We start from the raw sequence: 11,893 nt of genomic DNA on the forward strand, positions 1-11,893 counted from the left end.
TCGGGATATTTTTTTACACCCCTCGCCCATCCTGCAACATCAGGTTCAACTTGCTGTGCAGGGGCGATTCCATGGAATGTTCCTCATAAACCTGTTCAACAGCGTCTAGCGGCAACCCTCAGGCTGCGGCGCCGGCACGTTGCATAACACGAACAACCGCGCCCTGGCGCCTCCGCCGTCCTGGCGACTGAGTTCGCGCCAGCCGTTCGGCAGCGGCGCGAATTCATCCGGCGCTTCGTTGCTGCTGATCAACCATACCCGCCGCGTTTGGACAGGCAGTGCTGACAGGCGATCCAGGTAGATGCGTCCGCCGTCCTGGTCCACCAGCGTACCGAAGCCATAGGCATTCGGTCGCGTCGAGGTGCCGTCGGGTTTGGGCGGGGTGTAAAGCTGCAACTGCGCGTCGGTCTGGTCGTAATACACGTAGCTGAGGTACCACATCATGTCGCTGAGGACGATGCGGTCGTCTTCCTGGTAATTGCGATTGACGAACTCCACCGGCACGTTGAATTGATCCTGCTCATCCACCTCGAAGTTGTTCTTCAGGCCCAGCAGTTCCATGCCAATAAACAGCACCAACAGCGCTGCGCCCAACCATGACAGGCGTGACGGCAAGCGGTCGATGGCCATCGCCAGGACGATCGGCAAACCCAGGGCGTACACCGTGAGATAGCGCTCGATAAAGACCGGCGAGATAAACGACACGCCGTACACCAACAGCAACGGCAGCAGGAAAAACAACGCAGGCAAACGAGCCCCGGGGTTGCGCCATGCCGTCACCCAGACCACCGCGATCAACAACAGCGGGAAGGTCCAGAACAGCGGTGCCCAGAAATCAACGCCTTCATCCTGCAACACGAACTGCCAGATCATCGAGGGCAGGGACAGCAGGTTGACCGGCTCTTCCCAACCAATGTCCCCGCCTACCTTGAGTTGTTCGACGTGCTGCACCAGGTCCAGAAGGTTCGGCAGCCAGGGCAGGTACAACACCACAATCGTGGCGTTGGCCACCCACCATGCCGGGCGCGTGATCAGACGCGGGCCTGGCGAGTGCAGCCCGAGGTACGCCCAGTGCACCAGCACACACAGCGCGGTGAAATAATGGGTGTAGAAACCGGCGCTCATCAACAGCACATAAGCGGCCAGGTAGCGTGTGCGCTCGGGTTGGCGCAGCCAGTAGACCAACGCCAGCGTCGCCCCCAACAGCCATACGCCGAGCAGCGAATACATGCGCACTTCCTGGCTGTAGCGCACCGCCGTCGGCAGCAGCGCCAGCAGGATGCCGGCCAGCAGCGCGGCGCGACGGGTGGACAGTTGCCGCGTCAGCCAGATCCCCAGGCCCACCACGACGGCACCGGGGATGGCGCTCATGCTCCTGATCGACCAGATGCTGTCGCCAAACACTTCGATCCAGCCGCGCAGCAGCACAAAATACAGCGGCGGATGCACATCGTGGGCGGCGTGAAACCACAGGTCGGCCAGCGCATATTCGCTGAGCAAGAGGCTCGAGCCTTCGTCACCCCAGATCGCCGCCGACGTCAGGTGGTAGAACCGCAGGACCATGGCCAGCGCCAGGATCGGCACCCACCAGAGGCGGCTGAGCCACCCGGCGCCGTCCCGGGTCAGGCGATTGAACGCAGGCAAGACCCGGACTTTTTCATTTTGCTCTACCACCGACCGACGCATATCGACTCCGTTACGACTGCCCTCTACAGGACAAACCCTGCGCATGCGCAAACACCGCCACTTTAGGCCAAAAGCGGTGGGCCCGTTGCTGGAATCAGACAAATCAACAATTTGCGTAGGCCTTCACCGAAGCACTCGTAGGATCAGGCTATGATTGCCCTCCTCCACGGACTCAGGATCAAGGAAACGTTATGCGTATCGGTTTGCTGTCACCTCTGGCTCTGGCCCTGCTGGCCGTTATTCCCCTGGCGGCCCAAGCCAGTTCCGACGACTCGTGCTACCCCGACTGGCGGGTCTCGCGTGACAGTCTCGAACCGTGCAGCAACCAGCCTTTCCTCAGCCCGGGCAACGATAGCCGGGTCAACCTGCGCCTGTTGCTGGCCGATAAAAAAGCCGCGCCGCTGACGCCCAATGCCTTGGGCGAAGAGGATTTGGCCCAAGGGTTCGGCCCGGTGCCGTTTCCGGTGTATCGCCTGATGCCGATTCCAGCCGCGAGCGATGAGCCCGATAACCAGGCGGACGATTCACGCACTGCCGAGCTCGACACCCTGCTCCAGCCGCTGGGCATCAAGCGCGAGGAATACAAGACCGCCGGCGAAGCCTTCCTCAATGGTGAAGGCAGCCGCTGCCGCAGCAACAATGACGACAGCGCCACGGCGTATATCAGCCAAGTGATCAAGGCCGATATGCCGCCGGCTGAGCGCGACGTATTGGTCAAAGCCCGTTTGCAGCTGCTGACGACCTGCGACTGGGACGGCCAGGTGGTGGACGCGCAGTTGACGCCCTCGGCCAAGGCCCACCTGTTTCGCACTTATTTGCAGGCCGCCGCTGACTTCTACAGTGGCCGCTTCGGTGACGCCGAGCGCGGTTTCGCCGCCGCTGCGACCAGCGATGCACCCTGGCTGAAGGAAACTGCGCTGTACATGACCGCGCGCACCTCGCTGAACCAGGCCCAGGCCCAGGCGTTCGACGAATACGGCATGCCGCAGCGCGAGCAGGTGGACAAGCCCGCGTTGAACCACGCCGAACAAGGCTTTCTCGCTTACCTGAAAACGTATCCACAAGGCGATTACGTTGCCTCCGCCCGTGGCCTGCTGCGCCGGGTGCACTGGCTGGCGAACGACGATGCCAGGCTTGCCGAAGACTTCACCTGGCAACTGACCGAGGCCACCGACGCCCAGCGCAATGTGAGCGTGGACGAATTGGTCGAAGAAGCCGACCTCAAGTTACTGATGGCCGGCAACACGTCGACGAACAGCCCGATGCTGCAGGTGGTCAGCGACCTGATGGCGATGCGTGCCCACACCCCGCCGCTGTTGAGCCGCGCAGACCTCGACAAGCAAAAAAGCACCTTCGCCAACGAGCCGGCATTGTTCGACTACCTGCAAGCGGCGTATGCCCTGTATGTCGAGCATCAACCCGACACTGCCCTCAAGCACCTGCCGGCGGACGTGCCGTCAACCCTGGACTATTTCGCCTTCAGCCAGCAAACCCTGCGCGCTCTGGCCCTGGAAGCCAAACAAGACTGGGCAGGTGCGCAAGCCCTGTGGCTGCAACTGCTGCCGCTGGCCAGGCAACCGCTGCAACGCGACCAGCTGGAGCTGGCCCTGGCGATGAACTACGAGCGCAGCGGCCAACTGGCCAAGGTATTCGCCGCCGACTCGCCGATCAGCGCCAAACAGGTACGTTACATCCTGCTGCGCAACGTCGCCGGCCCCGACCTGCTGCGCCAGCAGATCGCTAACGCCAGCGACCCGACCGAACGCCAGAGCGCACAATTCGTGCTGCTCTACAAAGACCTGTTGCACCGCCAGTTCGCGACCTTTGCCGACGACCTCAAGCAAGCCTCGTTGTCCGAAGACAAGCTCGGCACCAGCCTGGGCTACACCTACACCAGCGGCCAGACCTTGAAGCTGTTCCAGTGGAACGGTGACAAGGCCGAATCCGGCTACGCCTGCCCAGGCATCGCGCAAACCGCCGCGACCTTGCAGGAGGATGCAAAAAACCCCCACGCCCTGAACTGTTTCGGTGAGTTCATCCTGCGCAACAGCCTGGACGGCATGCCCCTGGAACAACCCCGCGCCGCCGGGAGCCTGGGCAGCACCGCCTCGGACTTCAAGGGTGAGACCTTCTCGCGCCTGGACGGCTACAAGCAGGTGATCGCCAACGCCAAGGCACCGAAAACCGACAAGGCCTACGCACTGTTTCGCGCCATCAACTGCTACGCGCCGGCCGGCTACAACAGTTGCGGCGGTGAAGACGTGGCGCCGGCCGTGCGCAAAGGCTGGTTCCGCCAGCTCAAGAGCGGTTACGCCGACACGCAGTGGGGCAAATCGCTGCAGTACTACTGGTGAAGTCGCTGTGGCTGGGCTTGCTGTTGCTGGCGAGCCCGGCCTTCGGCGCCGTCGACGCCCGTGACTACGACGCCTTCTGGTTGTGGAGCGGCGTCACGCCCCAGCCGGTGCTCAAGCAGGCCAAAACCCTGTACATCCTCCAGGGCCAGATCAACTCCACGCGCCGCGCACCGCAACGCGGCGTGCAACTGATCGCCCAGGGCATGAGCGTGCCGCGCATCACCCAGGGCACTGTCTGGGTGGTCTACCGCGCCCATACCTTGCACTGTCCGGAACCGGTCTACACCCAACTGCTCGGCCAGGTGCAACGCTGGCGTGACGCGGGCAACCCGGTGGTCGGCATCCAGATCGACTTCGACGCCCGCACCCAATACCTGCACGAATACGCCGCCTTCCTGCGCGACCTGCGCCAGCGCCTGCCGGCCGACCTGCGCTTGAGCATCACCGGCTTGATGGACTGGAGCAGCAACGCCGACCCGGCCGCCATCGCCCAGCTCAAGGGCGTGGTGGATGAAGTGGTGGTGCAGACCTACCAGGGACGCCACAGCATTCCAGACTACGCGGCCTATTTGCCCCGGATGAACCGGATGGGCGTGCCGTTCAAGATTGGTTTGATTCAGGGCGGGGAGTGGCAAGAGCCGGGGTATCTGCGGGGCAATGAGTGGTTTCGGGGGTATGTGGTGTTTTTGCAGAACCCTTGAATCTTCCAACCATGGAAAAAAACCGGGCATCGAGCCAAATGTCCTCTGTAGGAGCGAGCTTGCTCGCGAAAAACGTCAACGATAACGCGTGTTTCCTGATTGAACGCGGCGCCTGTGAGTTTTTCGCGAGCAAGCTCGCTCCTACAAAAAGCCATTAGGGCATTGAGCCGGTTTTTTGCAGGTGGCCTTAGAGAATTGGATGATATAAGTTACCTTTACTGCTTTAAGGGGTGATATATCATGCTTGAAACAGGAAAGCCCTATCCTCACAAAGGGTATATCTCAGAGAGAAGTGCTGAACTGATAAGAGGTATCGGGAACGGTATCGAAATAGCCCGCATTCGTCGTCGACTGAAAATTTCCACAATATGCAGCCGTGCAGGGATCACCAGACAGACGTATCAGCGGCTGAGACAGGGCGAGGCAGGCGTCTCCCTCGGTGTGCTGATGAATGTGCTTAGCGCGATGGACCTGGAGGAAGGTATGGCGAGCATCGCGTCGCCGGAACTTGACCAGGTTGGGATTACCATGAGCCTCGCCCGTGAGCCTGGGCGAGTTCGCACTGAAGGAGAACCCGATGTCCTGGACGCCGATTGGTAATGCCTTTGTTTATTCAGCCCACTCAGTCGGTGATCCGGTGCCTGTGGGCGAGGTGGCCATGCACGCCAGCGGGTTCGTCTTTCGCTACGCCAACAGTTGGCTGACGCGGCCCGATGCATTCGCGATTGACCCGCTGAACTTGCCCCTGACCCGTAACCAATATTCCTCGACCCGGTAACGGTGCCGATGTGCGCATGCTGTCCAATGTATGCACCCGATTTGAATCGCAGCTGATGGCAGCACCACCTGGCCGTAACAGCGCGCATCCTTGACGGGTGCGCAACGGGAAGACGACGTTACGTTAAAGGCCCGCTCGACTTCCCAAAATCATCACTGAACAGCCTGCAACGGATACACCGACTCCCACCCTCCTCCCAACGCCTTGTACAAGCCGACCATGGCCAACGACACGCCCGTGGAGCTTTCCACCCACTGTTCCTGGGTCGCCAGCAGCGCGCTTTGCACGGTGAGCACATTGACGAAATCCGCGACCCCTTCGACGTACTGCTGTTGCGCGGTGGTGAGCGCGATCTGGTTCTGGCGCACGGCTTCGGCGAGGCTGTCGCGGCGCAGTTGGCTGGCGTTGTAGCGGGTCAGTTGGTCGTCGATCTCATGCCAGGCGCGCAGCACGGTTTGCTGGTAGGCCAGCGCCGCTTCCTGTTGCTGGGCTTCACGTAAATCGACGATGCCTTGCAGGCGCCCGCCGTTGAACAGCGGCAGGCTCAATTGCGGGCCGAAGGCGAAGGCGCGCGAGCCCCAGGAGCCGAAGTCAGAGAGTTGCAGGGCCTGGGAGCCGAGGCTGCCCGACAGGGTGATGCGCGGGTAAAAATCACCCTTGGCCACGCCGATGCTGGCAGTGGCGGCGTGCAAACGGGCTTCGGCCTGGCGGATGTCCGGGCGGCGCTCGGCCAGCTCCGACGGCAGGCCGATGGCGACCTGGCGCTGGGTCTGCGGCACGGCCGCGTCCTTGGACAGCTGCGTGTGCAGGGCTTGCGGCGGCTCGCCCATCAGCAGGCTCAGGGCGTTGATCAACTGATCCTGGCGCTGCTGCAGATCGGGCAGGCGTGCTTCGATGGCGGCGACCTGGGCGGCGGCTTCGGCCACGTCCAGGTCGGTCGCCACACCGTCGGCCAGGCGCAGTTGCGAGAGCTTGAGGCTGTGGCGGGCGACGTCGAGGTTTTGCTCGGTGACGGCGCGGGTGTTCTGGACGCCGCGCAGTTGGATGTAGTCCTGCGCGGTCTCGGCCAGCACCGACAGCAACACGGCGCGGCGGTCGTTTTCGGCAACGTCCAGGGTGGCGTCGGCGGCTTCGGTCTCGCGCTTGACCCGGCCCCAGAAGTCCAGCTCCCAGGCAGCGGAAAAGCCCATGTCCCACTGGCTGAAGGCCGAGCGGCCGTTCTCGCCGGAAGGGTCGTTCAAGCCTTTAGCGCTGTTGCGCTTGCGCTGGTAACCGCCGCCCGCATCGACGTTGGGGTAGCGTTCGGCGGTGGTCACCTGGCGCACCGCGCGACTTTGTTGCAGGCGGCTGCTGGCCAGCTTCAGGTCGAGGTTATCGCTGAGGGCGCGACGCGTGAGCGCTGACAACTGCTCGTCGTGGAACACGTCCCACCAGCGCTCCTGCAACGGGTCGCTGCTGGCACGACTGGCTGCCTGACGCCCCTGGGGCTCACTCCATTGGGCCACCTGCGGGCCTTGCGGCCGTTGGAAATCCGGGCCGACGGTGCAGGCACTCAGGCTGATGAGGCTCAAGGTGAGCCAGGCGAACTGTCTCATTGCTGGGCCACCTCAGGGTGGGGCGCGACCGCCTGTGTGTCGACACTGGCCTCTACCGACATACCGACGCGCAAGCGCTCGGTCAGCGGCTGATTGGGCTCCAGCACGATCTTCACCGGAATACGCTGCACCACCTTGGTGAAGTTGCCGGTGGCGTTGTCCGGCTTGACCGCGGCGAAGGTCACCCCGGTGGCCGGCGCCAGACTTTCCAGGTGACCGTTGAGCAACTCGCCGTCGAGGCTGTCGACGCGCACTTGCACGGCTTGGCCGGCATGCATGTGGGACAGTTGCGTCTCCTGGAAATTGGCCACGACATAGGCCTCGGCCAGCGGCACGACCGCGAGGATCTTGCTGCCCGGTGTCACATAGGCGCCGACCCGTACCGCCCGCTCACCGACCATGCCGTCCACCGGCGCGACGATACGCGTGTAGGACAGCTGATAACTGGCCATTTCCAGTGCGGCCTGGGCGCGCTTGAGCCCGCCTTCGGCGGCGTCACGCTGGGCCGTGAGGATTTCCACTTGCTTGCGTTCGGCGGCCAGCACTGCCGTGGACTTGGCCAGGCGCGCGGTGGCCTGGTCGATGCGGGTCTTGGCTTGCTGGGCGTTCTGCACGGTGCCTGCGCCGACGCCGGCGAGGTGGTTGTAGCGGTTCAGTTCGTGTTCGGCAAACGCCACTTCGGCACGGTCTGCCGCCACGGTGGCCTGGGCCTGGGCGATCACCGAGCTCTGGCGCTCCAGCGTCGCGCTGGCGTTTTTCAGTTGGGCCTGGGCGACCAGGGTGTCGGCGTCGGCGGCCTGGGCGGCGGCGCGAAAGTCGCGGTCATCGATCAACGCCAACAGCTGGCCGGCTTTGACGCGCTGGTTGTCCTGCACCAGCACTTCCTTGATGAACCCGGCCACGCGAGGGGCGACCAGGGTGAAATCGGCGGCGACGAAGGCGTCGTTGGTGGTCTGGCTCCGGCTGCCCAGGAGGCCTGGCGCAACCAGGTACACCAGCACGCCGACGGCAAACACAGCGATAACGGAGACGGCGATTTTATCTTTGCGTTTCATAAGAAATCCTTGGGGTCAGGTCGGTGCGCGAGGCGGAAAAATCCGCGTAGGCATCCAGAAAATCAGCAGGATCAGCGCCACCGCGACACCGGCCATGACGACATACAGATCCGAAGAAGTAAGCACCACGACTTGCGCGTGCAGGCGCTGCGCCAGGCCCGGCGCGTCGCCGTCGGCCAGGGGCGAATTGCCCAGGCGGTCCACCAGCATGGTCGAGTGAAAATGCCCGCGCTGGGTGGTCAGCGTATCCAGCACGGCGGTGGCGATCACGGCGGACAGGCCCTTGACGGTGTTGAACCACGCCGAGGCGAACGGCCCTTCGATGGGCTGGATACTGCCGGTGGACAGCATCAGCAGCGGCAGCACAGCCATCGGCTGGCCGAAAATCTGCAGCAGGTACCAGCCATAAAAATCATCGCGAATCCACGCCGACGTCAGGTGCGAACTGCCGATGCAGCCCAGCACCAGCATGCCCAGGCCTATCCCCAGCACCCAGCGGCAATCGACCCGGCGCAGGTTGCACAGCGCAGCCACCAGCGGCAGCGCGATCAGTTGCGGCAGCGCCATCAGCAGCATCACCGGCGCGGTTTGCAGGGGGCGGTAACCCTGGACCTGGGCGAGAAAACTCGACGGAATGATGATGACCGAGGTCAACACCATCAACACGCCGGCCAGCACGATCAACGCGAACGACAGGTTGCGCAGGCCGAGCATCTGCAACTTGAAGAACGGCAGCGGCTGCGACCACTCGTTGAGCATGAACAGCACCATCAGCAGCGTGCCGCCACTGAGCAGGAAGGTGATCAGGCCTGACTCGAACCAGTCCAGGCGATTGCCTTGCAACAGGCCGATCACCAGCATGCAGATGGCCGGGAAGCCCAACAGCAGACCACGCCAGTTGAACTGCTTGAAGCGCTCCAGGCGCAGCGGGTCCTGCGGCAAGCCGTAGGCCACGGCGGCCATCGCCAACAGGCAAGGCCCGACGATCTGCCAGAACGCCCATTGCCAGCCGACGTATTCGGTCCACAGCGCCGCCAGCGGCGTGCCCAGGCTCGGGCCGAAGGTGGCCGTCAGGGCATAACCGGCCAAGCCGTATAACTTGACGTTGGCCGGCAGGAACCGCAGCGCCACGGTCATCAGCATCGGCGGCAACGCGCCACCGGCCAGGCCTTGCACCGTGCGCAGGAGCAGCAGGCTTTCGTAGTTCGGTGCGAACGGGCACAGGATGCCGAGCAGGGTAAACAGGCCGATGGCACACAGGGTGAAGCGGCGCAGCGAGAGCGTCACCGCACACCACGGCGCGAACGCCATCGCCGCCACGGAGGTGGCGGTGTAGGCCGCGACCAGCCAGGTACCTTCGTCAAAGCCGATGTACAGCGCACCACGGATATCGGCGAGGGCGACCTTGGTGACCATCTCGTTGAGGCCGGACACCAGCACCGCCAGCAACACGCCAAGCAGGCCGATGATGATGCGCGGGCCGAACACGGGTGGGCTGGGCGCAGTGGGTTTGGCTGCGGCCTCGAAGGCGGGGGCAGCGAGGGAGGTCATGGACAGGTAACTCGGAATAAAGAAATACCCGAGCAGTTTAATCAGGCTCTAGCATGACAAAAAGTTACTTGTTGTCAGCTTATAAGTGCGTCAGACGCAATCCATGATGGGAGGGGCCAAGCCCTCATGTAGGAGCGAGCTCGCTCGCGAAAACCTCACAGGCGCCGCGGTCATTCAGGAAACACGCGTTATCGTTGACGGTTTTCGCGAGCAAGCTCGCTCCTACAGACTGGCTGAGGGCTGGGCTTCGAGCCAGGTGGCGTGGCAGCTCTCGCGCATGGTTTCGCGCAGCCATTTGTGTGCCGGGTCTTTGTCGAAGCGTGGGTGCCAGGATTGGGCCAATACCAGCGTCGGCAATGAGATTGGCAGCGGGAATGCGCGCAACGGCAGCTTCAGGCGCCTGGCGCTGAGGAGCGCTTCCTTGGGCACCGGCAGCAGCAGGTCGGAGTCGGGCAGCATGAACATGGCACCGTGAAAGCCCGGGGCGATCATTGCCACGCGGCGCTCCAGGCCCTGGGCGTTCAACGCGGTATCGATCGGCCCACGGGCGATGCCGCGCCGCGAGATGCTGATGTGGGAATAGCTGGCAAACCCCGCGGCGGTGATCTCTGCGTCGAACAGCGGATGATCTTCCCGCGCCAGGCCGACGAAGGTGGTCGAGAACAGGTTCTGCACCTTCACTTCAGGGCTCGCCGGCAGGGTATTGCTCACGCGCAAGTCCAACCGCCCTTCGCGCAGCGCTTCGTCGTCGGTGTCGCCTTCGGGCACGAAGCGCAGTTCGCAGAACGGCGCCACGCGCTGCATGGTGTCGAACAGTCGCCCGCCATACACGCCGATGAAAAAGTCGTTGGCGCGCACACTGAAGCGGCGGCGCAGGGTGCTCAAGTCCACTTGATCGGCCGAGCGAAACAGCAACGCCGCCTGCTCCACCACAGTGCGCACCTGGCCTTGCAGCTCCAGCGCCTTGGGAGTCGGCACCAGGCCGCGGCCGGCGCGTACCAGGATCGGATCGCCGACCGCTTCGCGGATACGTGTGAGGGTGCGGCTCATGGCCGCCGGGCTCAAGTTCATCCGCCGCGCCGCGCCCACCACGCTGCCTTCATCGAGCAAGGCGTCGAGGGCGACCAGCAGGTTCATGTCCGGTAGTTGCATGCCAAGCACTCGTGATCGATCGGGAGTGAATTGGGCGCAATCCTAGCAGGCTTTATCGGTTCAGAACGGCGCATCGCCCTGGATGGTGGTACGGAACAATTTGCGCCGCAGGTGACTCGGGCAACCGGCGGCCAGGTGGATCAGCGAGCGATTGTCCCAGAACACCAGGTCGTGGGGCTGCCACTGGTGGCGGTAGATGTTTTCCGGCAGCACGCTGTGGGCGTAGAGCTGGGCCAGCAGGTCGCGGCTTTCGTCATCCGGCAGGCCGACGATGCGGGTGGTGAAGCCTTCGCTGACGAACAGCGCCTTGCGGCCGTTTTCAGGATGGGTACGCACGATGGGGTGCACCACTTCGGCCACCTGGGCGAGCTGTTCCGGGGTCAGGGTCGGGCGCCAGTTACCTTCGAATTTGGTTTCGCTGTAACGCGCGGTGTAGGAATGCGCGGCGCGGCGCCCCTCGACGGCGTTGCGCAGGTGCTCGGGCAGTTGCTCCCAGGCCTTGTGCATGTCGGCAAACAGGGTGTCGCCGCCTTCGGACGGCAGTTCCTGGGCATGCAGCATCGAGCCCAGGCTGGGCAGTTCCTTGTACGACAGGTCCGAGTGCCAGAACTTGCCCGCATCGCCCAGGCCGATGGATTGGCCGTTTTCGATGATGTTGGAGACGATCAGGATTTCCGGGTGATTGGCCAGTAGGAACTGCTTGAGTACATGAATTTGCAGCACGCCGAAGCGGCGGCTGAAGGCGATCTGTTGTTCAGGGGTGATGCGTTGGTCGCGGAATACGATGACGTGGTGGTCCAGGTGCGCGCGGTGGATGCGGGCGAAGTCCTGGTCGTTGACGGGTTGGGACAGATCCAGGCCGACGATTTCGGCACCGACACTGCCGGGGAAGGGGCGGATGTCGAAGGTTTGAAGGGTGGCGGGCATTGGGTTCACTTCCGGCGGACAGGGGAGTGAATTTATAGGCCTGAGAATGGAAGTTTAAATACTGTTAGGGCATATCCATATGCATTGGTGAGGC

At 63.3% G+C, this 11,893-nt stretch carries 10 protein-coding genes; 4 read left to right on the forward strand and 6 right to left on the reverse strand.

Annotated elements, in window-relative coordinates; translation table 11 throughout:
* Positions 1-105 precede the first annotated feature (105 nt).
* Entirely contained in the window at positions 106-1,686 is a 1,581-nt protein-coding gene (locus BFQ00_RS07265) for a glycosyltransferase family 39 protein (protein WP_065932713.1), read from the reverse strand.
* A gap of 191 nt (positions 1,687-1,877) precedes the next feature.
* Here BFQ00_RS07265 and BFQ00_RS07270 point away from each other — a divergent pair, with 191 nt between their 5' ends.
* The 4 genes from BFQ00_RS07270 (at position 1,878) to BFQ00_RS29940 (ending at position 5,519) form a co-directional block, all read left to right on the forward strand.
* Positions 1,878-4,040, forward strand: coding sequence for an outer membrane assembly lipoprotein YfiO (locus tag BFQ00_RS07270; protein ID WP_065932714.1), 2,163 nt, complete (start codon positions 1,878-1,880; stop codon positions 4,038-4,040).
* On the forward strand, positions 4,037-4,741 hold the full coding sequence (locus BFQ00_RS07275) for a DUF3142 domain-containing protein (RefSeq protein WP_065932715.1): 705 nt from the start codon (positions 4,037-4,039) through the stop codon (positions 4,739-4,741). Before BFQ00_RS07270 ends, BFQ00_RS07275 begins: the two co-directional genes overlap by 4 nt.
* Positions 4,742-4,981: 240 nt before the next feature.
* Positions 4,982-5,341 (forward strand): helix-turn-helix domain-containing protein, encoded by a 360-nt coding sequence (locus BFQ00_RS29800; RefSeq protein ID WP_065932716.1) that lies wholly within the window; start codon positions 4,982-4,984, stop codon positions 5,339-5,341.
* Positions 5,319-5,519: a hypothetical protein gene (locus BFQ00_RS29940; RefSeq protein ID WP_065932717.1), complete on the forward strand. Its 201-nt coding sequence runs from the start codon at positions 5,319-5,321 to the stop codon at positions 5,517-5,519. Before BFQ00_RS29800 ends, BFQ00_RS29940 begins: the two co-directional genes overlap by 23 nt.
* A gap of 152 nt (positions 5,520-5,671) precedes the next feature.
* Here the strand turns inward: BFQ00_RS29940 and BFQ00_RS07290 are convergent, their stop codons facing one another.
* The 5 genes from BFQ00_RS07290 to BFQ00_RS07310 form a co-directional block, all read right to left on the reverse strand.
* Positions 5,672-7,114 carry an efflux transporter outer membrane subunit gene (locus BFQ00_RS07290; protein ID WP_065932718.1) on the reverse strand — a complete coding sequence of 481 codons (1,443 nt, stop codon included), beginning with the start codon at positions 7,112-7,114 and terminating at the stop codon, positions 5,672-5,674.
* Positions 7,111-8,169, reverse strand: coding sequence for an HlyD family secretion protein (locus tag BFQ00_RS07295; protein ID WP_065932719.1), 1,059 nt, complete (start codon positions 8,167-8,169; stop codon positions 7,111-7,113). Before BFQ00_RS07295 ends, BFQ00_RS07290 begins: the two co-directional genes overlap by 4 nt.
* Positions 8,170-8,184: 15 nt before the next feature.
* Complete coding sequence (locus BFQ00_RS07300) at positions 8,185-9,720, reverse strand: MFS transporter (RefSeq protein WP_065932720.1); 1,536 nt, start codon at positions 9,718-9,720, stop codon at positions 8,185-8,187.
* A 222-nt stretch (positions 9,721-9,942) separates the two neighbouring features.
* On the reverse strand, positions 9,943-10,872 hold the full coding sequence (locus BFQ00_RS07305) for a LysR family transcriptional regulator (RefSeq protein ID WP_065932721.1): 930 nt from the start codon (positions 10,870-10,872) through the stop codon (positions 9,943-9,945).
* A gap of 60 nt (positions 10,873-10,932) precedes the next feature.
* Positions 10,933-11,799: a TauD/TfdA dioxygenase family protein gene (locus BFQ00_RS07310; RefSeq protein ID WP_065932722.1), complete on the reverse strand. Its 867-nt coding sequence runs from the start codon at positions 11,797-11,799 to the stop codon at positions 10,933-10,935.
* Positions 11,800-11,893: the final 94 nt, after the last annotated feature.

The sequence above is a fragment of the Pseudomonas sp. 28 E 9 genome, assembly GCF_900004785.1.
In the GTDB taxonomy this organism is placed as follows: Bacteria; Pseudomonadota; Gammaproteobacteria; order Pseudomonadales; family Pseudomonadaceae; genus Aquipseudomonas; species Aquipseudomonas orientalis_A.

What these genes read in the sequence shown, in the direction of transcription:
- BFQ00_RS07265 (WP_065932713.1), bottom strand. Translation starts at nt 1,686, where the DNA reads ATGCGTCGGTCGGTGGTAGAGCAAAATGAAAAAGTCCGGGTCTTGCCT.
- BFQ00_RS07270 (WP_065932714.1), top strand. Translation starts at nt 1,878, where the DNA reads ATGCGTATCGGTTTGCTGTCACCTCTGGCTCTGGCCCTGCTGGCCGTT.
- BFQ00_RS29800 (WP_065932716.1), top strand. Translation starts at nt 4,982, where the DNA reads ATGCTTGAAACAGGAAAGCCCTATCCTCACAAAGGGTATATCTCAGAG.
- BFQ00_RS29940 (WP_065932717.1), top strand. Translation starts at nt 5,319, where the DNA reads ATGTCCTGGACGCCGATTGGTAATGCCTTTGTTTATTCAGCCCACTCA.
- BFQ00_RS07290 (WP_065932718.1), bottom strand. Translation starts at nt 7,114, where the DNA reads ATGAGACAGTTCGCCTGGCTCACCTTGAGCCTCATCAGCCTGAGTGCC.
- BFQ00_RS07295 (WP_065932719.1), bottom strand. Translation starts at nt 8,169, where the DNA reads ATGAAACGCAAAGATAAAATCGCCGTCTCCGTTATCGCTGTGTTTGCC.
- BFQ00_RS07300 (WP_065932720.1), bottom strand. Translation starts at nt 9,720, where the DNA reads ATGACCTCCCTCGCTGCCCCCGCCTTCGAGGCCGCAGCCAAACCCACT.
- BFQ00_RS07305 (WP_065932721.1), bottom strand. Translation starts at nt 10,872, where the DNA reads ATGCAACTACCGGACATGAACCTGCTGGTCGCCCTCGACGCCTTGCTC.
- BFQ00_RS07310 (WP_065932722.1), bottom strand. Translation starts at nt 11,799, where the DNA reads ATGCCCGCCACCCTTCAAACCTTCGACATCCGCCCCTTCCCCGGCAGT.